Origin of the sequence: Enterococcus sp. DIV0240d (assembly GCF_051711245.1) — a bacterium.
Classification (GTDB): Bacteria; Bacillota; Bacilli; order Lactobacillales; family Enterococcaceae; genus Enterococcus_D; species Enterococcus_D casseliflavus.
On sequence record NZ_JBIOMG010000001.1, the window covers coordinates 952,978 to 979,921 of the forward strand.

A 26,944-nucleotide genomic window follows, 5' to 3' on the forward strand; every position below is an offset into this window, starting at 1 on the left:
GTGTAAGAGGACGTTTTAGCCTCGCTTATATCTTGGCATGATCCAAAAAGAAAGGACAGATCGTCCTTTTACAACATGCAATTTGAGAACTTTGACCAATGATCGAAACCAGCGATCATTGGTTTTTTGTGCTGTCGTGAGAATGAAGGCGCCACAGCATTGAATAAAGGTATTCATTTCCATTCGTTCTTTTGGTTGATCGCGTAATCATCGGAAAATCACTGCAAATAAATTCCTTTTGATCTTTCTTCTTAGATAAAGCAATGCGGGTACGCTGGATTTTTCTCTCTTATTCCTCTGCTAGAGCAAAAAGGAATTATAAGCTTGGAGCAACAAAAAACTATAATGAGAGTAACTGATTTCCTTAGATCATGCATTGGAGGTGAGCGCAGAACGGGATGCCACCCAAGGATTTCATGTGATTTGAAATACTAGAAGATAAAGCCTTTGTTTTATGTGAAGGGATGTAGGGGCGATTAACGAAGAAGGAAATCATTACGATCAAACGAGGGATCAATGCTATCATTGAAGAAAAGCCATGGATGGAAAGGAGTGATTCTGTGTTATCAGAAAAAATAAATGACCCGAAGGATTATCTGTCTTATTCAAAGGAAGTATTGTTAAGCGCTGGGGTACTGACAGCCTATCCGAAACTTTTTACTTATTATCAGGAACTTTGTGTTGACTTCGAAGACATTTACTATGATCGAACAAAGAACTTATTTGATACCTTTCGAGCGCTTCTGGCTGTGGACGCACAGATCCAAATTCTACTGGAACTTGTGACCAATACCAAAACTGACCTATGTCAAGAGCTGGGGATGAAGGAAGAGGAAATTATCAGTATGATCAAGCATGACAAACGGTACTATTATCGCGAGCTTACGGGTCATGCAACTAACCAACTACCTAAATGGGGATTGATTTATTTAAGTGAAGAGTAAGCTACGCAAAGGATAAGTCACCTTAAAAGTGATCAAATGAAAGCCATTTGACGATCATCAAGGATAAAGGGCATCGAGAAAAAACGAGAGCGTGTTTATGTATGAGTCAGTAAAATAGTCTAGCGAGGTTATCTTGTGATTTGTTATACTAATAGCAAGCGGCTGATGGTGACATCTTGGATTCAGCAAATATGTTCATGTGAGCGCTTTATTGATTGGGTTAGGAAAGAGGGAATGAAATGACGAAGAAAATTATCTTTTTAGATGTAGATGGAACATTGTGCGATGATGCGGGAAACGTACCAGAAAGTGCTCGCCAAGCGATCACAGCGGCACATAAGAAGGGGCATGAGTTTTTCTTGTGTACGGGTCGTTCAAAAGCCGAAATCACAGAAGATGTACTGGCACTGCCTTTAAGTGGAATGATTGGTGCTGGAGGCGGTTATTGCGAGGTGCACGATGAGGTGATTTTGCACAAAGTTTTTGAAAAGGAAGCCTTATTAAGACTGATCGATTTCTTAAAAGCAAACCAAATCGAGTATTACTTGGAATCGAATCAAGGATTATTTGCAAGTACCAATTTACGAAATCGGTTGATTGAGATCGTCTTAGCAGGTGAGCCTGTTGAAAGTGAAGCAGGAAAACAACGTGTTCAAACTATTCAGTGGTTCCTTGATTTATTGATCGAGGACGAAGCGAAAATCGATTACGATGACGTGAACAAAGTTTCCTTCATCAATCATTCCATTCCTTATGAACAGGTCCATGACCAATACCACGAACAATTCCAAATGATTCGCAGTACGGTACCTGTTTTTGGCAAGGACAGTGGCGAGATCGGCATCAAGAATATCCACAAGAAAACAGCCATCGATTTTCTCTTGAACCATCTAGGGATCGATAACAAAGATACCTTGGCGTTTGGTGACGGCCATAATGATGTCGAAATGTTTGAAGCTGTTGCGACGGGAATTGCGATGGGCAATGCCTGTGAACAGCTATTGGCAGTAGCTGACGAGGTGACGGCTCGACCAGAAGACGGCGGGATTGCGCAAGCACTCCAAAAGCACGGTCTGGTGTAACCACTAAGAAGCAAACGTCTGCACAATCCTTCTGCTTTCTAGAGAGATTGATCAGGAGTTGCGCGACGTTGTTAAAGTGACCTGTAAAACCAACGATTGACAAGGAGGCTGAGTTAAAATGAAGGAAACGACTTTTCTTTGTTATCTTGAACAAGCATTGAAAAACCTGAAGGCGACAGAAGCCTTGCGTTTTAATATCGAAGGCGAAGTCAAGCGGCTGATGAAGGTGTACAGTGAAGCAGAAATTTGTGAGAAAGTAAAAGAGGATCCCTTTAAAAAGTAAGGACATTTTCTTATGAAACACAGCGAATAAAACAAACACCCAACCTCGTGAAAGGCACAAAAGCGATCAATGCTTCTTTTCAGGGAGGGATACTCAGGTAACTAGTTGTTGTATCAAAAAAGACTGATTTCAATTGAATCAGTCTTTTTCGTTTTTCTCAAGCAGTCAGATAAGCCACTAAAATAGCAAACAGGTCGAACAAGACATGTGTGCCCCAACTAGTCAGGATCGAGTTGCTCTTGATGGCAGCTTGGTTAAATAGCAAGCGCGCCACCCCTTGAATGAAAAGAATATGGACCAAGGTATGGAAAACATTGCCGTTATCATAAGTGCTGTAATGAACCAAGCCAAAGATGATCGCGGAAAGGATGCTGGCAACTGGCAAGGTACATTTACTAGAAAAAATCGCTAAAAAGAAGATGGAAAAGAGTTCTTCTCCAAGTAACATGATTGGAATAACGAGCAGAGTCAACCATTGAAAGCCTTCGTTCACTGGATTTCCATGAAGATCCCACTTTAGTCCGTATTGCAAAACGAGAGAAACGAGGAAGCTGATCAGGATGTTTAAAAGAAAATACTTGCTGATCGTCTTCACTGGCGCGATGGGTTTCCCAAAGAGCTGCTTGACTGCTTCTTTACCGTAAACTAGCCGTAATGCCCAATAGCTGGCAATCGACAATGAGAAGATGCTGACGATGGCAGGGGCATACAAAAGACCGACCAAACCGATACCTGCGAGGACTGTTCCTAGTAAAGCGTGGTTCCATGAGATTTGTTTTCCTATAAGTTTGTTCATTTACTTTTCTCTCCTTATTAAGCTATAGAGCATGTACTATTTAGCTGTTTTCTCTGATTCTTCTGCTGTGTGCTTTTTGTGCCGTAATATAAGCGATAAGTACAACAATGAACGTTTTGGGTGATTTTCATATCATCGCTTCATTTGCGCCAATTCTTTGTAGGGTACAAAAGATAGAGTAATCGATAACGAGTTTCTGAAACAAGATGGTCGTATATTTCGGACTTTTTTATGGTTGAGCAACTAAGTGATGGAGGATGCACAAGTACTAAGTTACTTCATTAAGAAAGGAAAACTGACTTCCAGATTCGATGGAATAATCGTCAACAAAGAAACGACATCGCTATGTTCTCTTGAAATCGACTAAAAATTCCAGAATATTTCGAAAAATACCATTGCTTATTTATGGCAAAACCATTAGTATTATTAGAAAAACTGATGGTGAATCGATGATAAAGCGAGCCTTTAACAGTGAGAAAGCCGAATCGGTGGCATGAAATAGGAGTGATAAGTGTGGAAGAGTTATGGAATGTATTAAAACCAGCCGAACAAGTCGAACTGAAATTAAGAAAATTGTATACGCAGCATCATTTTTCACCTTATCACTCGAACAATTTTGAAGAGTATCGCAACTATCAGCAAAATGATCAGTTCTTGCGTGGTTCTTCCATCATCACGTTTACAGGCACGGATGGCAGGACGATGGCGCTAAAACCCGATGTCACCTTGTCGATTGCCAAAAATACACCTTCTGGAGAAGCGCGCAGAGTGTATTATGTGGAGGATGTCTATCGACAGGATCGTCAAGCAGGGGAATACCAAAAGATCGATCAAATCGGTTTGGAGCTCATTGACCAAATCACATGGGAAGATCAACTGGAGGTTGTAAAACTGGCTTGGGAAAGTTTGGCTCAGGTGGGAAAAGGGACCTTGGATCTGTCTCATATGGGGATTTTGGATGGCATCTGCCAACGCTTCCCCGAAGCGGATCGACAAAAGGTACTGCACTGCCTGCGGGACAAGAGTTCCCATGGCATGGATGCACTGACTGAAAAAGCTGGCTTGTCAGCAACAGAAGCTGAAAAATTGGCGAAACTGGTACGTTTGTCAGGTGATTTTGAAACCAAGTATCAAAAGGCCAAAGAGCTGCTGGCAGAGTATCCCCAAGCACAAGCTGGTTTAGCAGAACTAAAACAACTGTATCAAGCATTGCAAAAAGAACAACTGTCAGCTTCCATTCGGATAAGGCTGGATTTTTCAATTTTAAATGATGCCGATTATTACAGTGGCTTGCTGTTTCAAGGATTCATCGAAGAAGCAAGAGAGACGATTTTATATGGCGGCCGTTATGATCGCTTGATGAGTCGGCAAGGCAAAGAGCAAGGGGCGATCGGGTTTGGTATGAAGCTCAACCATGTAGGGCAAAAGGTGCCGACTGACAACGAAAGTTCAGGCTATTTGAACATTGCGCTACCTAAAGGCCGCATGGGGGATGCCGTCTACGATTTATTCACGAAAGCTGGAGTCGCTGCGCAAGGCGTCTTCAAAGACAATCGCCAACTAATTTTTTGTGATGAAGAAAACAAGCTGCGCTTTTTCTTAGTCAAGCCTAGCGATGTGGCGATCTATGTGGAGCACGGAGTGGCGGATATCGGTGTCGTAGGCAAAGATATTTTAATGGAAAGCAAGGCAGAAGTCATCGAATTTCTTGATTTGCATATGGGGGTCTGCCGTTTGGCAGTAGCGGCGCGTACGGATTTCGAGGAAGATTTCTCCCTCCCGCTGCGGGTCTCCACAAAATATCCGCAGATCACCCGTCAGTTTTATCAAGGGTTAGGTCGCTCGGTGGAATTGATCCAACTGCATGGATCCATTGAATTGGCTCCTTTGTTAGGTCTATCCGATGTGATCGTTGACATCGTCGAAACGGGGACGACACTAAAAGAAAATGATTTAGAAGTGATCCAAGACATCGCGCCGTCTTCAGCGCGTTTAGTGATCAACCACGCCACGTGGCGTTTCAAGCAAGAACGCATTCAAACAGTGATTGAGAAGGTGAGGGAGCAATTATGAGAATTTTTTCGACCCAAAAAGATACGATCGAAACGATTGTGGCAAGGAAACAGTCGGAAACGAAGGATGTTTCAACCATTGTCGCCCAAATCATTGCCCGTGTTCAGCAGCAAGGAGATCAGGCGTTGTTTCAATTAATTGAAGAAATCGATCAAGTGACCTTGTCTTCCTTAACCGTCAGTCTTGAGGAGGTTGAAACGGCTGTCCAAGCCGTCTCCCCTGAGCTGCTTGAGGTGATGGAACAGGCGAAGGAAAACATTTTGGCATTTCATCAAAAGCAAGTCCAGCAAGGCTTTGTCTTGACGAAGGAAAATGGCGTTGTGATGGGACAGCGGGTCTTGCCACTAGCAAAAGTCGGGGTCTACGTTCCTGGCGGAACAGCAGCTTATCCTAGTACGGTTTTGATGGATGTCCTGCCCGCAAAAATCGCCGGGGTCAAAAAAATCGTTATGATCACACCGACGGACAGCCAAGGAAAAGTTCCAGCTGCTATCTTAGCGGCAGCTTCCGTTGCTGGAGTGGATGAAATCTACAAAGTCGGTGGTGCCCATGGCGTAGCGGCATTGGCTTATGGGACAGAAACGATTCCCAAAGTCGACAAAATCGTGGGACCAGGAAATATTTATGTCGCCACAGCGAAAAAAATGGTGTACGGCGAAGTTGATATCGATATGATCGCAGGGCCCAGCGATGTGCTGATCATCGCCGATGCCAGCGCAAATCCGCGCTGGCTGGCAGCGGATCTTTTGGCACAAGCCGAGCATGATATCTTAGCGCAAGCCATCTTAGTCACAACAGAAGCAGCCTTGATTGAACAAGTCCAAGTAGAGCTTGACTTGCAACTGAAGCAACTGCCCCGCAAAGACATTGCTGCTGCAGCGCTTGAATCTAGCGGAAAGCTGATTCTGGTCAATGATTTGACTGAAGCACTTACCATTGCCAATCAAATCGCCCCAGAACACCTTGAATTAGCAGTGGCAGATCCTTTTGCTTTGTTGGGACAAGTAGAAAATGCGGGTAGTGTTTTTTTAGGACATCATACACCAGAAGTGCTGGGAGATTATTTTGCTGGACCAAATCATACCCTACCAACAGAAGGGACCGCCCGTTTTTACTCGCCGTTATCAGTGGATGATTTTATTAAGAAAAGCAGCTACTTGTATTACCCAGAAGCAGCCATGAAGGCGGCTGGTCCAGCCGTAGCGTTGTTCGCAGAAACCGAAGACTTGATCGGCCATGCCCGTTCGATCAATGTACGAAGAGAGGGAGAAAAATGACCTTTTTACATCAAAAGTATCACAAGCTGACTCCTTATACACCAGGGGAACAAGTAGACGAGCAAGCCGTTATTAAACTGAACACCAATGAAAGTCCTTATCCGCCAGCGCCAAGTGTTCAAGCGGCGGTTGCCGATGCCGCCCACAAGCTGAATCGTTACTCGGATATTGCTGCTGAAGAGGTGACAACCCCTCTGGCTGCCTATCTTGGCGTTAAACCAGCCCAGCTGTTTCTCGGTAATGGCAGTGACGAAGTCTTGTCCTATCTCTTTCAAGGCTTCACGGAAAACGGCATCGCCTTTCCCGATGTGACCTATGGGTTTTATCAAGTGTATGGTGCCTTGTACCAAGTCGCTGCCACCGTTGTTCCGCTGCAAGAAGATTTCTCGATTGCGTTAACGGACTACGATTCGCTCAAAGGGACCGTTATTTTTGCCAATCCCAATGCGCCGACTGGGGTTTATCAAGAACAAAGCGAAATTTGTGCCTTTCTAAAACGGCATCCCGATCGCTTAGTGATTGTCGATGAGGCCTATATCGATTTTGGCGGCTCTTCAATGGTTTCTTTGATCGATCAATACCCAAATCTCTTGGTCGTGGGGACGTTTTCGAAATCTCGGCAGCTGGCAGGGGCACGCCTAGGCTTTGCGGTTGCCAATGAAGGACTGATCCAAGACTTGAATCGGTTGAAATTTAGCTTGAATCCTTACAATGTCAATAGTTTGACCCAAGCCGCTGGTGCAGCCGTTTTGCAAGAACAAGCGTATGTCGATGAGAAGATCCAAGCAACGATCCACGTGCGTGAGTGGAGCAAGCAAGCCCTAGCGAAACTCGGCTTTGAGCAGACCGACAGCCAAGGAAATTTTTTGTTTGCAAGGCACCCTGCGATTGCTGGTGAAGAGTTGTATCAGGCACTGAAAGAGCAGAAAATCTTCGTCCGCTGGTTTAATCAGCCCCGCATCAAAGAGTATTTACGGATCACGGTAGGAACGAGGGCCCAGATGGAACGATTGATGACGGTGTTAACAACGATCATAGAAGAGGTGAAGGAATGAGAAAAGCAGAAGTTACCCGCAATACGACTGAAACCAAGATCCACCTGCAGTTGACGATCGATGGTACTGGTCAGCAATCAATCAAGACTGGTGTGGGGTTTTTAGACCACATGCTGGAATTATTTGTCCGCCACGGTCGCTTTGATTTGACGTTGGTCTGTGATGGTGATACAGAAGTAGATGCCCATCACACAACAGAAGACGTAGCCATCGCCATTGGCCGAGCGTTTTCAGAAAGTCTTGGGGAGCGACGAGGCATCAAACGCTATGGCAGTATGCTGCTGCCGATGGACGAAGCCTTAGTCATGACAGCGATCGATATTAGCGGTCGTGGCATGGCAGTCGTAGAGTTGGCGATACCGAGCGAAAAAATCGGGCAGCAGTTTGATACAGAATTGGTTGAAGAATTTTTCATTGCTTTTGCCCGTGAATTAGGTGCTACGATCCATCTCCATCAAATCGCTGGGAAAAACAGCCACCACATTGTGGAAACTTGTTTTAAAGGCTTTGGGCGTGCCTTAGGTGAAGCAGTAGCGATCAATCAAGCAGCCCCAGATGAGATCCCTTCAACCAAAGGGACGATCCAGTGATTCATGAGGGAAAAATGATTACGTATCTTCCACACAGATGGATGAGATAAGGAAAGGGGCGTATTATGTTAGCAATCATCGACTATGGGGTCGGCAATTTGTTCAGCTTGTCTCGTTCGCTGGATTATTTGGGTGTTGACTGCCAAATCACGCGTTCACTAGCAGAATTAAAAGCTGCCGACCGCATTCTTTTACCTGGCGTAGGCGCTTTTGGCGATGCCCGCCAAAAGTTGGCAGAGTTGTCGCTGATCGAACCGATCCAAGAATTGGCAGCAGCTGGCAAACCCTTTTTAGGCATTTGTTTAGGGATGCAGCTGTTGTTTGATAGTAGTGAGGAGTTTGGCACACATGCGGGGCTCGGTTTGATTCCAGGACGGATCGTTTCCATGCAAAGCGCCTTTGAAGAAGCCAAACTGAATCTGAAAGTGCCGCAGATTGGTTGGAATCGGCTGACTGTCAGAAAGGAAAGTCCTCTAGTCAGCGGGCTAGGGGAACAAGACTTTGTCTACTATGTCCACAGTTATTTTGCTACTGATTGCCAAGAGTATGTCATAGCAGACAGTGACTATGGTCTAGCAATTCCCGGTATCGTGCAAAAAGACAATGTCTTCGGTACTCAGTTCCACCCAGAAAAAAGTGGGGCTGTCGGGTTGAAGATTTTAAAAGCATTTACGGAGGTGCCGCTATGAAAATTTTTCCAGCAATTGATCTGTTAGATCAAAAAGTGGTCCGTTTGTACCAAGGAGACTATGAGCAAAAAGAAGTGTTTGGGGATGATCCAGTGGCATTTGCTCGTTCATTTGAAGAAGAAGGTGCCAACTATCTGCACCTCGTCGACTTAGATGGTGCCAAAGCTGGCAAACTCCATTACTTTGATGTCGCAAAAAAAATCGTCCAGCAAACCAATCTGTTTGTCGAAGTTGGCGGCGGGATTCGTGAGGAAGAAACGATCCAGCATTGTTTGGCAGCAGGCGTTCATCGGGTGATCCTCGGCACGATTGCCCAGAAAGACCCAGCATTCACAAAAGCGATGCTTAAGAAATACGGCAATAAGATCGCGATTGGGGTCGATGCCAAGGAAGAAAAAGTGGCCGTGGAAGGCTGGCTCGAGAAAACGGCAACAGACGCGTTTACTTTTTGCCAACAATTGGTGGAATGGGGCGCGCAAACGATCATCTTTACCGAAATCTCACGTGACGGTACAGGAGAAGGCATCAATCTGCCGCTATACGAAAAACTCAATCAATTGGATTGCGACATCGTGGCTTCTGGCGGCGTGGCTTCATTGGCAGATATTAAAGGATTAAAACAGTTGGGCATCTCTGGCGTGATCGTTGGGAAATCCTTATATAACGGCAGTCTCCAATTGGCGGATGTCTTAGCAGCAGGGGAGGCAGAAGCATGATCGCCAAACGAATCATTCCTTGCCTTGATGTGCGAGATGGGCGAGTCGTGAAAGGGGTCAATTTTGCTGGCTTAAAAGATGTCAATGATCCAGTGACTTTGGCGCGCTTTTACAATGAACAAGGCGCCGATGAGCTGGTTTTTTATGACATTACTGCTTCTGCAGAAGAACGCGGCTTATTCACGGACATTTTGCAGCGCGTGGCGTCAGAAGTGTTTATTCCTTTGACGGTGGGCGGTGGCATCAATCAAGTAGCAGATTTTGAACGAGTCTTAAACTGTGGCGCCGACAAAGTCAGCGTCAATTCGGGGGCACTTCGCAGACCAGAGTTGATTGCAGAAGGCGCGAAACGCTATGGCAGCCAGTGCGTTGTTTTATCCGTTGATGTTCGCCGTGTCGGTGAGAACTGGCATGTGTTTGCCAAAGGCGGACGGGAAGATACAGGCTTAGAAGCATTGGCGTGGATTCGCCAAGCTGAGCAGTTAGGTGCTGGTGAACTAGTCATCAACAGCATGGATACCGATGGCGTGAAGCAGGGGTTTGATTTAGACTTGCTGAAAGCTGTCAGCGAAATCACCAAATTACCGATCGTCGCATCGGGTGGTGCTGGCAAAAGTGCCGATTTTATCGAGCTGTTTCAATTGCCAAATATTGAAGCAGGGTTGGCGGCCTCGATTTTTCACTATGGCGAGGTAAAAATCCCAGAACTGAAAAAACAATTACAGGCCGTCGATATTCCCGTACGAATCGTATAGCGTTGGCGTTTTGATAGGCAATAGAAGGAGTGGATAACATGGTGCAAGTACGATTTGATGAACAAGGATTGGTTCCAGTGATCGTGCAGGATGTGGAAACGAATGAAGTTTTGACCTTGGCTTATATGAACCAAGAAAGTTTGACCTTGACCTTGAAAGACCGATTGATGACCTTTTATTCCCGCAGTCGCCAAGAATTGTGGCGCAAAGGAGAAACCAGCGGCAATTACCAGCATTTAGTATCATTGACCGCAGATTGCGATCAAGATGCTTTAGTCGCCAAAGTAAAAAAAGACGGACCTGCTTGCCATACAGGCACAGAAAGCTGCTTTACAGAGGTGCTTTATGGTACAGAATCCTCTCCGACCATCGATGCGTTGTATGAGCTGATAAAAGGTCGTAAAGATACGCCGCAAGAAGGCAGCTATACCAGCTACTTGTTTGAAAAAGGCAGTGAGAAAATCTTAAAAAAAATCGGCGAGGAAGCAACCGAGGTCGTGATTGGGGCGATGAAGGAAGACCGCCAAGAAACCGTTTATGAGATTGCTGATTTGGCGTATCATACATTGGTTTTAATGGCAGAAATGGGGATTGATTTAGCGGCTATTCGCCAAGAGCTTGCCAAGCGTCATGTTGTGGATAAGAAAGTCAAACAAGAACGGATGCAATAACGGTCAGGGGTTTTCAGTAGAAAGAAAGCAACTGACGATAAAAAAAGAAGCCCTTCAGCCATTGTTTGAAGGGCTTCGCAACCGTGGCGATAAAGTTGATCTGCTGGTACTTTGAGTGAGCACACAAACTGGCTATTTGTTTTCCAACTCTTCGATCAATTCTTTCATTTCTTTGATTTCTTTTTCCTGTGCGTCAATGATTTTTTCTGCAAGTTCTTTTACTCTTGGATCAGACAAATCGGCATTTTTACTGGTTAGAATCGCAATCGAATGATGGGGAATCATGGCTTTCATCCAGGCCGTATCTCCCACGGCGGTTTGGCTTCTGACCATAAACAGTGAACCAAAAAAGAGTACAACACTGACAACTAAAATTCCGATATTCATTTTCTTGTTGTCATACATCTTCCACATAAATAACAGCATGATGATCGCCATCATCGCGCCCATCATTAGTGCCATAAATAGGCGGGTTTGGCTGAAAAAGATATGATCGAGGGCGTAGACATTGAAATACATCATACAAAACATAATCACCGTCGATACCCCAATCATTACCAAAAATTTCCCGTATTTCTTCATTTCTTTCCTCTCCTTTTTGTGTACAAAATAAAAACAATAAAGCAATCCAAAACATCATCGGAACAGATGCTTTTTTTCGTTTATTGTTTTGTTAGAATAAATTTACTCCCTAAATCAAGTATAGCGGAGGAAGTAGAATGAGAGAAGCGATATACATTTGAACGAAAACAAATGGGTTCTTAGAGTAAAAAAGCGAAAACGGGATTACTCGTCTAGGTTTATTTGTTATAATCAACCTAAGAAATGGATGGTGTATAGAATGAATCACAATGATCGCTTGACGCGTTTACGCTATGCTTTGGATATCAAGGATACCGACATGGTGAAAATTTTTGAACTTGGCGGCGCTTCTTTCACAAAAGAAGAAGTAAGACAATTATTGAAGAAAAAAGATCCTGAGACCTACGAGATTGAGTGTACCAATGAAGCCTTTGAGCGTTTCTTAAATGGTTTGATTCGCTCGCAACGAGGAACAAAGCCAGATGCTGCAGAACCTGTCCTAGAGTTGAACAATGGCAATGTAAATAATTTGATGCTGAAGAAAATAAAAATCGCCCTTTCCCTAACAACAGATGAAATGCTGGACATTTTCGAGCAAGCGGGAGTTAAAGTTTCAAAAGGTGAATTAGGCGCCATTTTACGAAAAGAAGGCCATCGCAATTACAAACCATGTTTAGACAAATATGCCCGCAACTTTTTAAAAGGATTGACGATCGAGTATCGGGATAACTAGTAAAAAATCAATAATAGGCTGAACTTACAATGGGCCGCCCAAAGAGATGCATGTTATGTGTCTCTTTTTTTGTGTGTAAATTAAAAAAAACAATTTAAATCAGTGATTATAACGCTAACTGAGGCCAAGCTTGGAGCATGAAGGAGCAGGTGAAGTGAGCGATCTGTTTGCTTGAATAACCTGTTTGTTAAAACCTGACAAGTTTGGTCATTTCTGATACAAATGTTGACGTGTTCAGAATGATGAACCATGTAATACTATCAAAATGAACAGGGGTATCCTGTGTCTAAAGATTGTAATTAACAAGTCGTCACCATCATCAGAAGGGGAAGTTTGTCGATAGGTGAAAGATAGGAAAGCGTATCGTATTTAAACGAATATAAAAGGAGAATGTTATGAAAAGGAAATTTTGGGGCTATTTGTCATTGGCGATCTTGTTAAGTCAGCCTGTGTTGGCACCTTTGGCACAAGTTATGGCTGAGGAACAGGAAACCATTCCATCAAACAAAGAAATCACGACATTAGGAACATTAGAAAAAGTGGAGGAGACTACTGAAACAGTCGATTCTTCTCGTATAAAAGAAGAAATCAACGGTGACACCACAAGTAACTCAGAATCGCAAGAAGTGGTTAATGATGATGAGAAAAGTGGCTCGACGGAAAGTACAGAAAAAAACCTCCCTGATTCAAGTAAAGACACAGCTAGCTCGGCAACTGAATCATCAGCGGAAATGAAAGAGGCATTCTCTAATCGAAGCGTTTCATTAGACGCTTGGATGCCGGATAAGAATTTGCAAAATGAGGTAGCGAAAGGGCTAAACAAAACAGTTGATACGATCACTCAAGAAGATATGGTGAATCTAAAACAGTTAGATTTTTCTTCTTTAGTCAAAGACACAGTAGTCGATTTTACTGGTTTAGAATACGCTAGCAACTTGCAAGCGTTATACACGACGTCTATTATTGCTACGAATGTTCCCCAAATCACTATGGCGGAAAATGCAACATTGTTTACCCGTCCTAATGTACTAGCACACGTTCTTCCAAAAGGATCTTTTTCAAATATCCACATAGGAAATTATGATGCCTATTTGACAGCCCAAGAATTAATTGGGGTTGGTCAATATCTTAGTGGATGGGTAACAGATTATCTGACGGTCTATGCAAGTAGCATGACGGATTTTTCTAAGTTAGAGCTATCTCCAGAACACCATCAAAATTCCCAACTATCTATTATGACTCAGGAGAAAATACTATTAGAGCCAATGCTAGTAAAAGATGGCCAATCTGATGTTCTTTATAAAGACCGTATGATGGTTGATACCCAAGGAAATGCGTTGCTCTCTTCTTTGTCCAACAAAAAGTATTCTTATTCGATTCGGGGGATAGATAAAAATGGCTATATCTTTCCCTTATATGAAAATGATGGGTTTGAACTGACTGAAGAAGGGATTCAATTTAAAAATATTCCCGCCAATGTTGACTATTTGTCAATCACTTCTCTGGTTCCTAATCGTTTATCCACCGAGAGAGCTGCTAGTACAGGTACCATTCAATATTTAGTGAATTATCAAGTACCTGTGAAGTATGTGAATACTGCAGAAGATGTTACGGTCAAGTATCTTGACGAAAACGGACAGACGCTTGCACCAAATGTCACTTTATCAGGGTATGTAGGCGACCCCTTTACTACGGAAGAAAAGGATATCTCAGGCTATACACTGAAAGAGATCCAAGGGGATAGGATAGGGACCTTCAGTGATGTCGCGCAAGAAGTCGTTTATGTCTATGAACGTAGCGATGCAGCGCCAGTTACTGTCAAGTATGAAGATACAGAAGGGAATCAACTATCTGCACCGACGGTATTAAGTGGCAAAATATGTCTGCCATATACAAGTGAAGCTAAAGCAATCAATGGCTGGTACGTTTCTCAAACACCAACTAACGCTAACGGGACTTACAGCGAAACGGTACAAGAAGTCGTTTATGTCTATGAGCGTAGTGATGCAGCGCCAGTTACTGTGAAGTATGAAGATACAGAAGGCAATGAATTGGCAGCACCAACCGTAATGAATGGCAAAATAGGGTTGCCATATGAAAGTGAAGCCAAAGCGATCCCAGGCTGGTTTGTAGCTCAAACGCCAAGCAATGCTACAGGTACATTTAGCGAAACGGCACAAGAAGTCATTTATGTCTATGAACGTAGTGATGCAGCGCCAGTGACGGTCAAGTATGAAGATACAGAAGGGAATCAACTATCTGCACCGATGGTATTGAGTGGCAAAATAGGTTTACCTTATACAAGTAAAGCTAAAGCCATCCCAGGCTGGTACGTTTCCCAAATGCCAACTAACGCTAATGGGACTTATAGTGAAAATGCGCAAGAAGTTACCTATGTTTATGAACGTAGTGATGCAGCACTGGTTATCGTAAGATATGAAGACATGGAAGGAAATCAATTAGCTGAACCAACGATCCTTAATGGAAAAGTTGGCTTGTCTTATGAAAGCAACGCCAAAGAAATATCTGGCTGGCGGGTTTCAAAGACGCCTAAAAATGCAAAAGGTACCTTCAGTGATGCCGTCCAAGAAGTTATTTATGTTTACAGTGCTGATAAAGAGAATGAACCGGGAGAAGATTCAGGAAAAGATACACCAGAATCAGAAAACAAGACGCCGGACGAAGAGAACGGGAATAGCTCAGGAAATAACAGCAAGCAAACAAACACACAAACCAAATCAAAAAATAAGTTGCCTGCAACAGGAGAACAACTTACAGGTCAACGAATCATGGGCTTTTTGGGAGTCATCACTGTTCTGTTTTCTTTCGTAGTAATTTTGAGACGAAAAAGAAAAACTGAAAATTAAAAGCTTTTCAATAGAGAGGAAAGAGTATCCAGAATTGATTGTTTTCTGGATACTCTTTGTTTAACCCTATTTAAATATGAGCGAGAATATAGGTTTTTATCAGTTATCTTTCGAATGTTACGTTCTTGAATTCATCATTCAAGCCATCACGATAGGCAATAGTCAAGACTAATTTTCCTGTTGTTTTGTCATAGTCTTCCACGTTTAGTTCTAGAGAGAAGTTCTTAACATTGGCATCAATATAAGAAACAATTTCTTTTTCTTCCTCACCGATTTTTATCGAAAGTGTGCTTTCTCCTAATAAATTCGCCTCCTCCAGAACTGTTTTGGCTGAGCGTATTTCAGGCTGATAGAAGACAGTGTTTGTTTGAGTTAAATAGATTCTACTTATTCGCAACGGAACTGTGATCTTTCCAAAGTCATTTGAGACAACGATCCCAGGTTTATTACTAGGGGAGACAAAGACAGCGAGACTTATTAAAATTGGAACGAGAATACTAGCAACACTTGACCATACTATTTTTTTTGATATTTTCATTGATTTCAGTTCATTCAGCGAAGCATGAACACCTGTCCCCCCATTCTTTTTAATTAATGTAAGAAGTTAGCTTGATTATGGCGAAGATACTTTAAAAATAACTGTACTAATTTTCAACTTTATATAAGCGTAATTGATAGAAAGTAAAAGCTTTTGGAATTGTTGAAATGCTCAAAGGCTACCTAACTCTTCGATTGTAAATACTCCTAAAAACCGACTCTCTTATTATCGTAGCAAAATATACGGTTTTTTACTTTTATTATTATAAAATAATTTTTTGATAAATAGCGCTTTGGACTGTTTTGTCGTCTTAAACTAGCTGTTAGAAAGAGCAATGTTCTCCAGACGTAGTAACTCGTAGTTCTAAGTAGTTGTAGCCATGATTTTGCTTATCCTAAATGATTCAGAAGGTGATAGTTTCAGAGACAGCTTCTTATAAAATGAAATAAGTAGTCAATGAATACACACTGAATGAAAATAGATCGTGAAAGGAGTATAATTACCTTAAAAATAAAGTTAAGAGGTATTATTATGTATAAATTTCTTTTAACTAAATTAGACCAAGATGTTTATGAATTGTTTGCGCATTTTTTTGAGCAGGCTGTGGAGCGTGAAAAACTAAATGTTCTTGCTGAAAAGACAAACTTATCAAAACGACGAATCGTCTTAGTTTTTGAGCGAGCACTCGATTTGCAAACGGCGTATCCTTATTTTGAGATTGCGTTGCATGAAGGTAGAGAGATGACGCTTTATTTTGCGCCGAATTTTCTTTTGTCTAAGCTTTATTCGGTCATGCTAGAAGAAAGCATGCCATTTCAAATTTTAGACAGACTCTTTAGTGATAAGTATGTGTCGCTGGAAGAAACCGCCCAACAACATTATGTCAGCAATCGCACGGTTCAAAGAAAACTAAAGGAAGTAGAAACGATTCTTGAAAATTATCACATTCGATTGAACCTAAAAAGAAAACCGCTTTTTGTGGGCGAAGAATACCGCATTCGGCATTTTTTCCACATCATGTATTGGCAGATCTATGATGCAACGAACGTGCGTTATAGTGGATTGACGAAACAAAGTGTCAGTACATTGAAGAAAAAGTTGACAAGTTATCCCAGTTTTTATCGCGGGATTGATCAGGAGAAATTTGTTCAATTGTTGGCGTTAAGTATTTATCGTTTTAAAAGAGGCTTTCCTGTAAAAGAGATTCCTCAAGAGATGAGGGAGATGAGGCATCTGACGATTTCCTTTGAAGAATTTAAAGAAGAGCTGATCAAGCCATTGCTAAGAAACAATTTGATTCTAAATGGGCTTCCAGAAACAGAATTTCTCTTCTTGTATTATATGTTTTCTGTCATGATGACGTACTTACCTGAAGAGATTCCTAGTCAGTTAACAATTGGGGATCATTTTTCTCCACGAGCAATCGCTGCAGCAAGGCTATTTGCGGAAAACGCTCAGAAAGTTTTTCTCGTTTCTGAAAGCAATATTGATTATCTGTTGGTCAATGCCTTGAATATTCATTCGGTTTCGCTTCTTTTTGCATCGAAAAATAAGATCGATGCCTTTGGAAAAAGCACCACGGACAAAGATTATCGCCGTGTCTTTTCTAAGATTTTTCCGTTTGTTCAGGAGATGTACGAATCGTTAGCGCAACAATCACCAATTTTTTCAACCATGTATGAAGCGAACAATCGCTTGCTTTTTCAATATAGTATGCTTCTTTCTCTGGTAGCGAAAATTGATCGTTCTACGGTTCGTATTTTTCACGAATCAAAATTCGGAAAAATCCAAGAAATCAGACAAAAGGAACGATTGAAGCGCTGGTTTGGGTACACACTTTCATTTGTTTCCGAAAATCCCGATTTTGTCGTGACAGATTATCCCGTCAATCGGCAAGCTTTTATTGACCAAAATCCCAACGTCCAATTTTTTAAATGGAATAGTTTTCCAACGGGGGATCGCTGGCTTGAACTGATTGAAGCAGTTGAAAAGTTCCAGAATGAGTTTAGTCAAAAACATACGTAAAACTGTGGATTTCACAGTATGAAAAAAAGGAGGATTCTCAAAACCAGAGAATCCTCCCTTTTTTTAGTAGGAAGCGAAAAGTTTTGCACAGCGTTTCTCAGATTTCCTATGTAGTTTGTCAATCGCTCAATCGGCTATTGGGCTTGTTTACTTTTATGAAACTAAAATTGATACGATCCAACCCGAAGGTATCTAACAGGACTTTATTTGCTTCTAACAAACAAATGATTGGCGTCTCCTTTCCTAAAAAACATGTAATAATGCAGGCATAAAGATCTCGGTCAACAGAAACGTTTTACGAAAAAGCGAAGGTAAGAAAGAGTGTTCGAATCCTCTATTTAACGTAATGCTAGTGATTTCAGCCTAAAGGTCGATTTCCTTTCAATATTTCCATAGAGTACGCATCGACGTATTCGTTCCAACGATAAACACATAAACAGGATTTTACATAAGATTCACCAATCAATAGAACAGGAGGACTAAAGATGGAGTCAGCATTTAAGATCCATTCAATGGAAGAATATTTAAACTTCTACATGGAAGAAACGGAGCGGCTTTTTTTCAAGGAAGAGTTTCCAGAACTCAAAGAAAAGATTCTTGCCAATTGCTTCGAAATCAAACGAGCGATCCAAGAAATCAATCACGAAAACTTTTTTGAACAGTATGCGAGAATCAATACATTAGAAGCAGAGATTTTGATTATTTTGGAATGCAGTGAATTGCGGGGGAGTGACAATGTGGTCCCTTTTGCTGAGGCAGAAATTTTGCAAGTGGCGAAACAAGATAGCAAAACCTATTTTAAAGAAAGATGTGGGCTGACATTGATCGCGCCTACGCCCCATTCATTGCATTTTTCCGTGGAGTAGTTGAAGTAACAACAAAGATCATTCGTGAGGAAAAAGTGTTATAGGAAGTTTGAAAGGAGCCTTTCATTAAGGTTTGTGCAGGAGTAATTGTTTTACCAAAAGAAAAGGCTGCAGTTTTTTTATGCAACTTTGGAGGCATTGTGGAAAAAAGCTGTACCTTTGATATAAATTCATTCAACAAATAATTGGAGGTCACAGATGAATGCAATAGAAAAGAGGATCCAGTTTATTGTCGAAGCTGACAAGCTTAAAGCCATCCTTAGACAATCGACACTGATCTATGATAGAAACCAACGGGAAAATGATGCAGAGCACACCTGGCATTTGACATTATGTGCACTATTGCTTGCAGAACATGTCGCAACCGAAGGGCAAGTGGATTTGTTGCGAGTACTCAAAATGTTAATTATTCATGATATGGTAGAAATCGAAGCAGGTGATACCTATTGTTATGATGAAGCTGGGTACCTGGATAAAGTACAGCGAGAACGGGAAGCAGCTACAAGTTTATTTTCTACATTACCGAGAGAACAATATGATGAATTTATGGATTTGTGGGAAGAGTTTGAGGAGATGGCAACCGTAGAAGCAAAATATGCAGCGGCAATCGATAGGTTACAGCCTGTCTTGCAGATATACTACTGTGACGGGAATACCTGGTTAGAAAATAACATTGATGTTGAACGCGAATTAAAACGAAACGAGGTCATCAAAGAAATTATGCCAGAAGTTTGGGACTATGTTAGAAAACTTATAGATGATGCCGTAAATAAAGGTTGGCTGAAGCAATAAAGCAAAAATCAATAAGCTGCTAAACATGAGCCGAAGTAGAAGAGCATCATCAAAATGAACACCAAATGTACTAGAAGAGAAGGAATGGTTATGAGTATCGGGGAAGTAGGGTATATTTTTACAAAGTATTTTATCGTAACAGTGTCTATTCTTACATCAATATATACAAGATCGTCAAAAAGCATTTAGATGAAGCGGAAACAATCGTGATTGCGACCGACAGCGACCGAGAAGGTGAAGCAATCGCCCGCTTGATTATCAACCTTTCGGGAAATAGCCGGAAAACCATTAAACGTTTATGGATCAACTCGCTTGAAACTAGCGAAATCAAAAAAGGATTTCAAAATCTGAAGGACGGACAGGCGTTTTATTCCACTTACAAAGAAGCAGAAACCCGACAAATCGCTGATTGGCTGGTAGGAATCAATCTCACCCGTCTTTACACGCTTTATATGCAGAAAAACGGCATGAGAGGCGTGTTTAGCGTTGGACGCGTCCAAACCCCGACTTTGTTCTTGATTTACCAACGCAACGAAGAAATCAAACATGCATTGGCACTTAAACTCTTATTACTGGAGTTAAATTCATATGATTTTTAATCTGCAAAAAAGTTTATAGCACCGTCGCTTATACCAGAAAATATAACAAACGCCGCATTGTTTTTTTGTGCACTTTAATAATCTATTCAACTAAGGAATTAAGCTGGCTGTCAAGAGAGTAATATCGTATTGAATCTCAGGTGGAAATTTTCTGCGGTATCTTTTTTGACTGAAATGACATTAGTGTTTTTTGGGGATTGTGTATGTAAGTATTTTTTAAAATCATTTTAACAAGTTTTGGACAAAAATTCTCATGAAAAAACAGAATTTAAATAGCATGATAAATTAGAGAAGATAGTTTAATGTGCTTATAGGAACACCCCACTTTTACAGTCACAATCAATAACCTTGCTACTTTCTTTCGAAATTGATAAGAGTCTAAAGGATTGACAACGCTTGATAGTGAGCATAAACTTAATATACGCTAGTTAGTTTACAAGTGCAAACTAAAAAAGTATGATGTGTCGTCTCTGAAATTCTCCCTGATTCAAGTCATAACCAGAGTACATATCGGTTATTTTTTGATTCCATATTTTTTCCTTTATGTGCTGAGGATTAAGGGGTACCAATTGTAATTGCGCGTTATATGGTCTTTGTTTAGAATCGCTCTCCAAAAAGCCAATTTTTTGCATAGAATTTTAGATGTGGTACCATTAATTAGAATTATTATAAATAAGAAGTAGGTATCATTGTTTTAGTAAAAAGACTAGGAGGAATGGAAGATGGAAATAGACTACAAGGATCATGGGAAGAAGCCGTATATCATTAATATTGAAGACGCCACCACAGGAAATGATAATTACCGGACGACCATTTGGACAGGCAGTAAACTGCAAGTCACCGTAATGTCCATTCAACCGGGCGATGACATCGGTTTGGAAGTGCACGAAGGCATTGACCAATTTATCCGTATTGAAGAAGGAGAAGGCGTGTGTAAAATGGGGCCTTCTAAAGATAACTTACATGTTCAACAAAAAGTGATGGATGATGACGCCGTATTTGTTCCGGCGGACATGTGGCACAACATCGAAAACACCGGTGATAAGCCGCTCAGACTGTATACCATTTATGCTGGTCCAGATCACCTTGAAGGAACGGTTCACCCTACTCATGAAGACGCCAAAAACGATCCAAACGAACACTGAGGTACACTAGGATGAAACAAAAGCCCTGCACCCGTATGGATGGTCCACTGGTGCAGGGCTTTTTTATAAAGGAGAGAAGTGGTATGAGTGATTCATTGTTTCAATTAGAGAAGGTTGGTTTTCAGGCAAACGGAAACCAAATCCTTCAAGATATCTCTTTTACAGTAAACAAAGGGGAAGTGATTGTTTTTTCTGGTCCTTCTGGAAGTGGAAAAAGTACCCTTTTGAAATTAATTGGTACGCTGCTTTCCCCAACTTCCGGAAAAATTTATTATCGAGGTACGGATCTGCAAAAAATCGATCCTGTGGAGTATAGAAAAGAAGTCTCTTATTTCTTTCAAAACGCTTCTCTATTCGATGAGACAGTTCAAGAGAACTTGTCTTTTCCTGCCCGCATAAGAGAAGAAGGATTTGATCGGGAACGTGCAAAAAAATTGTTAGAACGAGTTCAAATACCTGAAACTTACTTATCGAAAGAGGTCAAGGAACTATCAGGAGGGGAAAAACAACGGGTTGCATTGGTCCGAAATTTGATGTATCAACCGAAAGTGTTGCTCCTGGATGAAGTTACCAGTTCATTGGACCAAGAAAACAGAGCGATTGTCCTTGATTTAGTCCGAGACATGATGAAAGACCAACAAACTACGGTGTTGGCCGTCACTCACAACCAGGAAGAAATCGACCAAGCTTCTCGTCTGATTACTATCAAAGGTGGAAAAATGGAGGAATCGAAATGACAAACAATTTGGAAATCAGTAATCTTTCTTTGCTTTTATCCTCTGTCCTCTTGATAGTTGCCTTGTTGATTGATTACAAAGAGAAATTGGGATTAGGAAACGACATTTTTATTGCGGGAATTCGCGCTGTCGTTCAATTATTCCTTATTGGATATGTATTGAGCTACGTATTACGAGTGGATAACAACTTTCTCACTTTAGCGATGGTTTTGTTCATTGTGTTCAACGCTTCTTATAACGCCCATACACGTAGTGAGGGGATCAACCGCTCTTTTAAAATTTCAACGACGGCTATTGGAGTAGGAACAGCCTTGTCCTTACTCATTCTTGTTTTTTCAGGAGTCATTGACTGGTCCCCTTCCCAAATCGTTCCAATTACAGGCATGATTGCCAGCAACGCCATGACTGCGATTGGAGTGACCTATCGGTCTTTGAATTCAAAATTTACGGACCAACGCCAACAGGTATTGGAAAAATTGGCATTGGGAGCCAATAAAAAACAAGCGTCCATGAGTATTGTAAGAGAAAGCGTCAAAACGGGCATGGCTCCTTCTATTGACCGAACAAAAACGGTTGGACTTGTCAGCCTACCAGGTATGATGTCAGGGTTGATTTTTGCGGGAATTGATCCTGTTCAAGCGATTCGTTACCAAATTGTTGTGATGTTTATGTTGATTTCAGTTACTGCGATTTCTTCGTTTATTGCTAGTTATATGGCTTACCGTGAGTTTTATAACAATCGCAGTCAATTAATTATATGATTTGGGATGATACACTACTCTTAAAACCAGTGGTTACAATTTTATGTAGTTAAAAGAAGACCTCACGAGAATAATTGCAAAAAGAACTTCATTTTTTAAGGAAGAAGGATATTTTTGTCATCGAATCTTTGGAACGACTAGGGCGAAACTATGATGAAATTTTTTATATAGTGCAGCAACTGGATTGATTGAATCCTTTAATAAGCAAATCAAGAAATACAGCCACCGCAAGGAACAGTTCCAAAATGAAGAGTCGATGGAACGTTTCTTAGTCTCGTCTTTTGATACTCACAACCAAAAATTCCTAGGTCGCAGTCATAAAGGTTTCCAACAGGCCGAAGGCGAGCTCGAACAAATGCTGAGTCAACCGATGGAGAATTAGAAACAATCTACAGTAGGAAAGAACCATTTACACAAAATTATTGACGCTCCCAAGCTAAAACTCCTATTAATCGATCTACTAAAAATAAATAAAAAATTCTTTTCAATTTTTATTTATGGTATGACATAAATAAAGTAAAGTTATTCTTCTAGGTTAATCTTATTAATACTCTTTCTCACTAGTGTTGCATGCAACACTAGTGAGAAAGAGCATTAAATATACTGCAAGGCAAGACATTTGGTAATTGAAGAATAACAAGCAAAAAAATAGCAGTCAGGTCTCTTGACAAAGTATAGTTGCTATTCTTTTTTTAGGCCCTACTTTAATGAAATTTTTGTTTGGAGGGAACGACTTCATTCCTTTGATTATTTCAGTTGAATTTAATAGAGAAGCCTGGCGTCTATTAAGAAATACTTTTCTTGATGAGCGTCAATTTTTTTAACGGAAATCTATCCTATACTAAATTCAGTAAAGAAAAAGGAGGAATCAAAGAAAGCTATTTTAAACAAACCAAAATTATAGGAGGAATAAATCATGACTGAAAATAAAGCTACTCAAGAAAGAACACCCCAAGAAAGATTGCAAGAAGAACAAGAACACAAGGAACATGTTCATCATACGAAAATTAATGCAGCGGCCATTGCGGATCATCTTTTAGGCAACATGCATACATTACATGTGAAACTGCACCAATATCACTGGTATGTAAAAGGAGCCAATTTCTTTACGTTGCATGAAAAATTTGAAGAGTTGTATAACGAAAATGAAAAATGGTTCGACAAACTTGCGGAGCGTCTAATTACTTCTGGGCATAAACCTGCTTCGACAACTGTTGAATTTGAAAAATATTCGATGCTTTCGGAAGATGCAGTTAATAAATACGCTAAAGCAGAAGACATGGTTGAAAATATTATCGAGGACTTCAGAAGCACTCGTGACCTAACTATTCGCGCGATTCGTTTAGCTCAAGACGAGGGTGACGATGCTTTAGAAGATACATTGATTGCTTTTAAAAATGACTTAGACAAGAACATTTGGATGCTGCAAGCGTTCATTGGTAAAGAAGCATTAGAAGATGATGACGCTCTTGATGAGGATGAAGATTAAGGTAAAAGTAGAAGCTGATTTAGGGATTGGAATTCTTTCCAGTCCTTTTTCCATTTTCTTGATGTGCATCAATTTTTTTGTAGTAAGAGACTTATATAATAAAAGCAGCGAATATAAACAAAATAAATAAAGGGGGAGAATGAATTGACTAAACATACCCATCATGAAATTGGCGACCACGCAGCCTGTATCCGCTTGGTTCCAATATTCAATCACTTAGAGGATAGCGCGATGAATTACATTGCTGAAAAAGCCCACACGAAACAGTATCAAAAAGGAGAGTTTCTGTTTCGTTCACAAGAAAAAGAGGATACTTTATATATTATCAATCGTGGGAAAATCCGTATTTATCGATTGGCAGACTCTGGCAAAGAGCAGCTAGTGCGGATCTTGAACCCTGGTGATTTCACCGGAGAATGGACCTTGTTCAACCCGGATGCAGTACACGAGGAATATGCCGAAGCAACCCGAGATACCGTTGTCTGTATGATTCAGCAAAAAGATGTCCAAGATTTTCTGGAACAATACCCAGCTATTTCTTTAAAACTATTGGCGGAAATGTCTAAACGGTTAGAAAGTTCAGAACGTCAAACGACACAAGTAGCCTTGGAGAGTGTCATTACCCGTTTAGTTTTGTTTTTGGCAGAAAATGTGGAACCTGAAATGGGCAACTCTCCCACCATCACCCTGCCGATGGAAAAAAAGGACATTGCTTCCTATTTAGGAACGACACCTGAGACCATCAGTCGCAAATTTGGAGAATTGGAGGACGAGGGATTGATTCAACAGCTGTCTGGGAAAAGGATCAAGATTCAGGATTTAGATGATTTATTGCTTTACAGCGAATAATCGGACACACTTTTTTCTACACATTGGTGTTCTGTCGCTCTTCATTAACAACGGGACAGAACTCAGTGCTTTTGCTTCCATCTGTCCGTTTTTGGCTTTTTTAAGACAGAACGACCTTCATTCATTGGAAAAATAAAAGCACAAACATGATAACCCTCAAGTTTTTTTGTTTTATTTTTCTTTAAGATAGGGTTGTCGAACAAAACGTAAAAATAAGTAGGGGTGAATGTGCATTATTTTTGGGTGATAGTTGCCATCACGTTGTCAGCAGCGGGTGCATTCTTTGTCGTCCCTTTCACCAAGAACACGATTGGCGGCGAAGCAAAAACGTCTAACGTTGTTGAGGCAGATAGGTTAGCTATGGAAAAAGAAGAGGAAGTTGTAAAAGGAGCCGGCGTAATCGGACACGGAAAAGTGGCGTATTACGAAGCGAGTGACCAGGGAGATAAAAGTGTATTCACTGTTTGGTTTCCATGGAGCTTAGCCGGAATCTTGTTCAGCATCACCATGACTAGAATGACGCGAAAAGTTGAAGAAATGGAGCAAATAGAATGGAATTCGTATTAGGCGTTTTGAATCCCCATGCGGTGGAGATTGGTTCTGTTGTGATTCATTGGTATGGAGTCATTATTGCAGCGGGCATATTAGCGGCTCTCCAGTTGAGCACCAAGGAAGCAAAGAAAAAAGGACTGGAAGAGGATACCATTATCGATATGGCCTTATGGGCAATTCCGATTGGACTCCTCGGCGCTCGGCTTTATTATGTGTTATTTGAACTTGGTTATTATCTGCAAAATCCAGGACAAATCCTTGCGATTTGGAATGGCGGCATTGCGATTTATGGGGGATTGATTGCAGGAGGGGGTACGCTATATTGGTATGCAAAGAAAAAAGGTACTTCTTTGGCACTCGTTCTTGATATTTTAGCGCCCAATGTATTGTTAGCCCAGTCCATTGGTCGTTGGGGCAATTTTATGAATCAGGAAGCTCATGGTGGACCGGTTACTCGTCAATTCTTGGAAAATCTTTATTTACCTGAATTTATCATTGAACAAATGAATATCAATGGTACCTACTACCATCCGACTTTTTTATACGAGTCATTGTGGAGTTTGTTGGGCTTTGTCCTCATCGTCACTATACGGAACCGAAAACAGCTTTTGCGTCAAGGAGAAGTCGCTTTGAGTTACGTTTTGTGGTACTCAGTGGGTCGGTTCTTCATTGAAGGTATGCGAACGGACAGTTTATGGATTGGCGAGTGGATCCGCGTTTCGCAAGCCTTGTCTCTGGCCCTGTTTATTGGCGCGATTGTAGTATGGTTTATACGCAGACAAGACTATCCACCAATTTATTATTATTCTGATGGCAATAAGGGGCAGAAAAAGACTATTAAGATGGTGAATTGAGCAAAAAGATAAAAAGAAGTGCAAAACTTGATATGCGTCAATTTTCGTTTGCTAAAAGTGAGCTATACTACAGTTGTAAAGAGGAAAAGGCAGTGTTCATTAATCTGCTGCGGATAAAATAAAAACACATAAAGGAGATAGGAATTATGGAAAAAGCTATATTGCAATTAGAAACGTTGTCTTGTCCAAGTTGTATGCAAAAAATTGAAGGTGCCTTGAAATCAGTTAACGGTATTGATAAAGACAGCATTAAAGTATTATTCAACTCCAGCAAAGTCAAAACCAATTTTGATTCAGCTGTCACTTCGATTGAAGAGATTCAAAAAGCTATCGAAAACGTAGGCTATCCGGTCCTTAAAGCAAAAGTCAAGGCCGCTTAACAGATTAAATGAACTAGGCAATTCTGGAAGAAAAGCTATTTTTCCGGGATTGCTTTTTTGTTGCAATCCGATTCGAGGTGCTTAGAAACGATAAAAGAGAACTTTCTAAACTTGATAGCCGTAAATTTTTATTCGATAAAAAGAGGGTATCGTTATAACTGTAAAGAGGAATAAGTGTCATTGAGGCTGTTAGATCAAAAAAATAGTGAGAAGGGACACGTATTTTTTCAAAACTTGATGTCAG

The 26,944-nt window shown here is 41.1% G+C and carries 27 protein-coding genes and 2 pseudogenes; 26 read left to right on the forward strand and 3 right to left on the reverse strand.

The window, feature by feature from the left end; translation table 11 throughout:
• Nucleotides 1-560 precede the first annotated feature (560 nt).
• From IGJ25_RS04495 to IGJ25_RS04505, 3 genes are all read left to right on the forward strand, one after another.
• Nucleotides 561-944: a DUF7006 family protein gene (locus IGJ25_RS04495; protein WP_010747547.1), complete on the forward strand. Its 384-nt coding sequence runs from the start codon at nucleotides 561-563 to the stop codon at nucleotides 942-944.
• Nucleotides 945-1,183: 239 nt separating this feature from the next.
• The gene (locus tag IGJ25_RS04500; protein ID WP_015509100.1) at nucleotides 1,184-2,026 is read left to right on the forward strand and encodes a Cof-type HAD-IIB family hydrolase; all 843 of its coding nucleotides are present in this window, start codon (nucleotides 1,184-1,186) and stop codon (nucleotides 2,024-2,026) included.
• Nucleotides 2,027-2,144: 118 nt separating this feature from the next.
• Complete coding sequence (locus IGJ25_RS04505) at nucleotides 2,145-2,309, forward strand: hypothetical protein (protein ID WP_016610470.1); 165 nt, start codon at nucleotides 2,145-2,147, stop codon at nucleotides 2,307-2,309.
• A gap of 157 nt (nucleotides 2,310-2,466) precedes the next feature.
• Here IGJ25_RS04505 and IGJ25_RS04510 read toward each other — a convergent pair whose 3' ends face one another.
• Nucleotides 2,467-3,105 carry a CPBP family glutamic-type intramembrane protease gene (locus IGJ25_RS04510; RefSeq protein WP_015509102.1) on the reverse strand — a complete coding sequence of 213 codons (639 nt, stop codon included), beginning with the start codon at nucleotides 3,103-3,105 and terminating at the stop codon, nucleotides 2,467-2,469.
• Between the two features lie 513 nt (nucleotides 3,106-3,618).
• Here IGJ25_RS04510 and hisG point away from each other — a divergent pair.
• The 8 genes from hisG to hisIE all read left to right on the forward strand — a co-directional run bounded on the left by hisG (nucleotide 3,619) and on the right by hisIE (nucleotide 10,931).
• The gene (gene hisG, locus IGJ25_RS04515) at nucleotides 3,619-5,178 is read left to right on the forward strand and encodes an ATP phosphoribosyltransferase (RefSeq protein ID WP_438779124.1); all 1,560 of its coding nucleotides are present in this window, start codon (nucleotides 3,619-3,621) and stop codon (nucleotides 5,176-5,178) included.
• Entirely contained in the window at nucleotides 5,175-6,455 is a 1,281-nt protein-coding gene (gene hisD / locus IGJ25_RS04520) for a histidinol dehydrogenase (protein WP_081091763.1), read from the forward strand. The genes hisG and hisD overlap by 4 nt, the downstream gene beginning before the upstream one ends.
• Nucleotides 6,452-7,510 carry a histidinol-phosphate transaminase gene (hisC, locus tag IGJ25_RS04525; RefSeq protein WP_225001132.1) on the forward strand — a complete coding sequence of 353 codons (1,059 nt, stop codon included), beginning with the start codon at nucleotides 6,452-6,454 and terminating at the stop codon, nucleotides 7,508-7,510. The genes hisD and hisC overlap by 4 nt, the downstream gene beginning before the upstream one ends.
• Nucleotides 7,507-8,100, forward strand: coding sequence for an imidazoleglycerol-phosphate dehydratase HisB (gene hisB, locus IGJ25_RS04530; RefSeq protein WP_142967586.1), 594 nt, complete (start codon nucleotides 7,507-7,509; stop codon nucleotides 8,098-8,100). The genes hisC and hisB overlap by 4 nt, the downstream gene beginning before the upstream one ends.
• A 65-nt stretch (nucleotides 8,101-8,165) precedes the next feature.
• Nucleotides 8,166-8,789, forward strand: a complete 624-nt coding sequence (hisH, locus tag IGJ25_RS04535; RefSeq protein ID WP_060792980.1) for an imidazole glycerol phosphate synthase subunit HisH — start codon at nucleotides 8,166-8,168, stop codon at nucleotides 8,787-8,789.
• Nucleotides 8,786-9,505, forward strand: coding sequence for a 1-(5-phosphoribosyl)-5-[(5-phosphoribosylamino)methylideneamino]imidazole-4-carboxamide isomerase (gene hisA, locus IGJ25_RS04540; protein WP_015509107.1), 720 nt, complete (start codon nucleotides 8,786-8,788; stop codon nucleotides 9,503-9,505). Before hisH ends, hisA begins: the two co-directional genes overlap by 4 nt.
• Nucleotides 9,502-10,260, forward strand: a complete 759-nt coding sequence (hisF, locus tag IGJ25_RS04545) for an imidazole glycerol phosphate synthase subunit HisF (protein ID WP_005225205.1) — start codon at nucleotides 9,502-9,504, stop codon at nucleotides 10,258-10,260. The genes hisA and hisF overlap by 4 nt, the downstream gene beginning before the upstream one ends.
• A 38-nt stretch (nucleotides 10,261-10,298) precedes the next feature.
• Nucleotides 10,299-10,931 (forward strand): bifunctional phosphoribosyl-AMP cyclohydrolase/phosphoribosyl-ATP diphosphatase HisIE, encoded by a 633-nt coding sequence (hisIE, locus tag IGJ25_RS04550; RefSeq protein ID WP_010747556.1) that lies wholly within the window; start codon nucleotides 10,299-10,301, stop codon nucleotides 10,929-10,931.
• 132 nt (nucleotides 10,932-11,063) lie between these two features.
• Here the strand turns inward: hisIE and IGJ25_RS04555 are convergent, their stop codons facing one another.
• A complete protein-coding gene (locus tag IGJ25_RS04555) occupies nucleotides 11,064-11,513 on the reverse strand; it encodes a DUF305 domain-containing protein (RefSeq protein ID WP_005225207.1) in 450 nt (149 codons plus the stop codon).
• A gap of 259 nt (nucleotides 11,514-11,772) precedes the next feature.
• On the opposite strand from IGJ25_RS04555, the gene IGJ25_RS04560 reads away from it, so the two are divergent.
• Both IGJ25_RS04560 and IGJ25_RS04565 read left to right on the forward strand, forming a co-directional pair.
• On the forward strand, nucleotides 11,773-12,246 hold the full coding sequence (locus IGJ25_RS04560; protein WP_010747557.1) for a DUF1456 family protein: 474 nt from the start codon (nucleotides 11,773-11,775) through the stop codon (nucleotides 12,244-12,246).
• A gap of 395 nt (nucleotides 12,247-12,641) precedes the next feature.
• The gene (locus IGJ25_RS04565) at nucleotides 12,642-15,113 is read left to right on the forward strand and encodes a MucBP domain-containing protein (protein WP_438779125.1); all 2,472 of its coding nucleotides are present in this window, start codon (nucleotides 12,642-12,644) and stop codon (nucleotides 15,111-15,113) included.
• Nucleotides 15,114-15,216: 103 nt separating this feature from the next.
• Here IGJ25_RS04565 and IGJ25_RS04570 read toward each other — a convergent pair whose 3' ends face one another.
• The gene (locus IGJ25_RS04570) at nucleotides 15,217-15,651 is read right to left on the reverse strand and encodes a hypothetical protein (protein ID WP_005225210.1); all 435 of its coding nucleotides are present in this window, start codon (nucleotides 15,649-15,651) and stop codon (nucleotides 15,217-15,219) included.
• Nucleotides 15,652-16,182: 531 nt separating this feature from the next.
• Between IGJ25_RS04570 and IGJ25_RS04575 the strand changes: the two genes are divergently transcribed.
• From IGJ25_RS04575 to IGJ25_RS04635, 13 genes and pseudogenes are all read left to right on the forward strand, one after another.
• Nucleotides 16,183-17,676, forward strand: coding sequence for a helix-turn-helix domain-containing protein (locus IGJ25_RS04575; protein ID WP_438779126.1), 1,494 nt, complete (start codon nucleotides 16,183-16,185; stop codon nucleotides 17,674-17,676).
• A gap of 485 nt (nucleotides 17,677-18,161) precedes the next feature.
• Nucleotides 18,162-18,542, forward strand: coding sequence for a DUF7006 family protein (locus IGJ25_RS04580; protein ID WP_005225213.1), 381 nt, complete (start codon nucleotides 18,162-18,164; stop codon nucleotides 18,540-18,542).
• A 198-nt stretch (nucleotides 18,543-18,740) separates the two neighbouring features.
• A complete protein-coding gene (locus IGJ25_RS04585) occupies nucleotides 18,741-19,334 on the forward strand; it encodes an HD domain-containing protein (RefSeq protein WP_060792975.1) in 594 nt (197 codons plus the stop codon).
• Between the two features lie 206 nt (nucleotides 19,335-19,540).
• Nucleotides 19,541-19,882: pseudogene (locus IGJ25_RS04590) on the forward strand (DNA topoisomerase); the annotation flags it as partial.
• A gap of 773 nt (nucleotides 19,883-20,655) precedes the next feature.
• Complete coding sequence (locus tag IGJ25_RS04595) at nucleotides 20,656-21,078, forward strand: cupin domain-containing protein (RefSeq protein ID WP_002307506.1); 423 nt, start codon at nucleotides 20,656-20,658, stop codon at nucleotides 21,076-21,078.
• An 83-nt stretch (nucleotides 21,079-21,161) separates the two neighbouring features.
• Nucleotides 21,162-21,815, forward strand: a complete 654-nt coding sequence (locus IGJ25_RS04600) for an ABC transporter ATP-binding protein (protein WP_002307505.1) — start codon at nucleotides 21,162-21,164, stop codon at nucleotides 21,813-21,815.
• Nucleotides 21,812-22,576, forward strand: a complete 765-nt coding sequence (locus IGJ25_RS04605) for an ABC transporter permease (RefSeq protein WP_002318452.1) — start codon at nucleotides 21,812-21,814, stop codon at nucleotides 22,574-22,576. Before IGJ25_RS04600 ends, IGJ25_RS04605 begins: the two co-directional genes overlap by 4 nt.
• A 175-nt stretch (nucleotides 22,577-22,751) precedes the next feature.
• A pseudogene (locus IGJ25_RS04610) lies at nucleotides 22,752-22,958 on the forward strand (IS256 family transposase); the annotation flags it as partial.
• 534 nt (nucleotides 22,959-23,492) lie between these two features.
• Entirely contained in the window at nucleotides 23,493-24,065 is a 573-nt protein-coding gene (locus tag IGJ25_RS04615; RefSeq protein ID WP_002292150.1) for a Dps family protein, read from the forward strand.
• A gap of 144 nt (nucleotides 24,066-24,209) precedes the next feature.
• Entirely contained in the window at nucleotides 24,210-24,914 is a 705-nt protein-coding gene (locus IGJ25_RS04620) for a Crp/Fnr family transcriptional regulator (RefSeq protein ID WP_003125436.1), read from the forward strand.
• Between the two features lie 228 nt (nucleotides 24,915-25,142).
• Complete coding sequence (locus IGJ25_RS04625; protein ID WP_081116777.1) at nucleotides 25,143-25,481, forward strand: hypothetical protein; 339 nt, start codon at nucleotides 25,143-25,145, stop codon at nucleotides 25,479-25,481.
• Nucleotides 25,466-26,320 carry a prolipoprotein diacylglyceryl transferase gene (lgt, locus tag IGJ25_RS04630; RefSeq protein WP_081132255.1) on the forward strand — a complete coding sequence of 285 codons (855 nt, stop codon included), beginning with the start codon at nucleotides 25,466-25,468 and terminating at the stop codon, nucleotides 26,318-26,320. Before IGJ25_RS04625 ends, lgt begins: the two co-directional genes overlap by 16 nt.
• Nucleotides 26,321-26,466: 146 nt before the next feature.
• On the forward strand, nucleotides 26,467-26,700 hold the full coding sequence (locus IGJ25_RS04635; RefSeq protein ID WP_003125439.1) for a heavy-metal-associated domain-containing protein: 234 nt from the start codon (nucleotides 26,467-26,469) through the stop codon (nucleotides 26,698-26,700).
• Nucleotides 26,701-26,944 lie beyond the last annotated feature (244 nt).

What these genes read in the sequence shown, in the direction of transcription:
- IGJ25_RS04555 (WP_005225207.1), bottom strand. Translation starts at nt 11,513, where the DNA reads ATGAAGAAATACGGGAAATTTTTGGTAATGATTGGGGTATCGACGGTG.
- IGJ25_RS04565 (WP_438779125.1), top strand. Translation starts at nt 12,642, where the DNA reads ATGAAAAGGAAATTTTGGGGCTATTTGTCATTGGCGATCTTGTTAAGT.
- hisA (WP_015509107.1), top strand. Translation starts at nt 8,786, where the DNA reads ATGAAAATTTTTCCAGCAATTGATCTGTTAGATCAAAAAGTGGTCCGT.
- IGJ25_RS04505 (WP_016610470.1), top strand. Translation starts at nt 2,145, where the DNA reads ATGAAGGAAACGACTTTTCTTTGTTATCTTGAACAAGCATTGAAAAAC.
- hisH (WP_060792980.1), top strand. Translation starts at nt 8,166, where the DNA reads ATGTTAGCAATCATCGACTATGGGGTCGGCAATTTGTTCAGCTTGTCT.
- IGJ25_RS04600 (WP_002307505.1), top strand. Translation starts at nt 21,162, where the DNA reads ATGAGTGATTCATTGTTTCAATTAGAGAAGGTTGGTTTTCAGGCAAAC.
- IGJ25_RS04595 (WP_002307506.1), top strand. Translation starts at nt 20,656, where the DNA reads ATGGAAATAGACTACAAGGATCATGGGAAGAAGCCGTATATCATTAAT.
- hisIE (WP_010747556.1), top strand. Translation starts at nt 10,299, where the DNA reads ATGGTGCAAGTACGATTTGATGAACAAGGATTGGTTCCAGTGATCGTG.
- IGJ25_RS04585 (WP_060792975.1), top strand. Translation starts at nt 18,741, where the DNA reads ATGAATGCAATAGAAAAGAGGATCCAGTTTATTGTCGAAGCTGACAAG.
- IGJ25_RS04500 (WP_015509100.1), top strand. Translation starts at nt 1,184, where the DNA reads ATGACGAAGAAAATTATCTTTTTAGATGTAGATGGAACATTGTGCGAT.
- IGJ25_RS04575 (WP_438779126.1), top strand. Translation starts at nt 16,183, where the DNA reads ATGTATAAATTTCTTTTAACTAAATTAGACCAAGATGTTTATGAATTG.
- hisF (WP_005225205.1), top strand. Translation starts at nt 9,502, where the DNA reads ATGATCGCCAAACGAATCATTCCTTGCCTTGATGTGCGAGATGGGCGA.
- IGJ25_RS04560 (WP_010747557.1), top strand. Translation starts at nt 11,773, where the DNA reads ATGAATCACAATGATCGCTTGACGCGTTTACGCTATGCTTTGGATATC.
- IGJ25_RS04580 (WP_005225213.1), top strand. Translation starts at nt 18,162, where the DNA reads ATGGAGTCAGCATTTAAGATCCATTCAATGGAAGAATATTTAAACTTC.
- IGJ25_RS04510 (WP_015509102.1), bottom strand. Translation starts at nt 3,105, where the DNA reads ATGAACAAACTTATAGGAAAACAAATCTCATGGAACCACGCTTTACTA.
- IGJ25_RS04605 (WP_002318452.1), top strand. Translation starts at nt 21,812, where the DNA reads ATGACAAACAATTTGGAAATCAGTAATCTTTCTTTGCTTTTATCCTCT.
- IGJ25_RS04635 (WP_003125439.1), top strand. Translation starts at nt 26,467, where the DNA reads ATGGAAAAAGCTATATTGCAATTAGAAACGTTGTCTTGTCCAAGTTGT.
- hisD (WP_081091763.1), top strand. Translation starts at nt 5,175, where the DNA reads ATGAGAATTTTTTCGACCCAAAAAGATACGATCGAAACGATTGTGGCA.
- IGJ25_RS04615 (WP_002292150.1), top strand. Translation starts at nt 23,493, where the DNA reads ATGACTGAAAATAAAGCTACTCAAGAAAGAACACCCCAAGAAAGATTG.
- hisB (WP_142967586.1), top strand. Translation starts at nt 7,507, where the DNA reads ATGAGAAAAGCAGAAGTTACCCGCAATACGACTGAAACCAAGATCCAC.
- hisC (WP_225001132.1), top strand. Translation starts at nt 6,452, where the DNA reads ATGACCTTTTTACATCAAAAGTATCACAAGCTGACTCCTTATACACCA.
- IGJ25_RS04570 (WP_005225210.1), bottom strand. Translation starts at nt 15,651, where the DNA reads ATGAAAATATCAAAAAAAATAGTATGGTCAAGTGTTGCTAGTATTCTC.
- lgt (WP_081132255.1), top strand. Translation starts at nt 25,466, where the DNA reads ATGGAATTCGTATTAGGCGTTTTGAATCCCCATGCGGTGGAGATTGGT.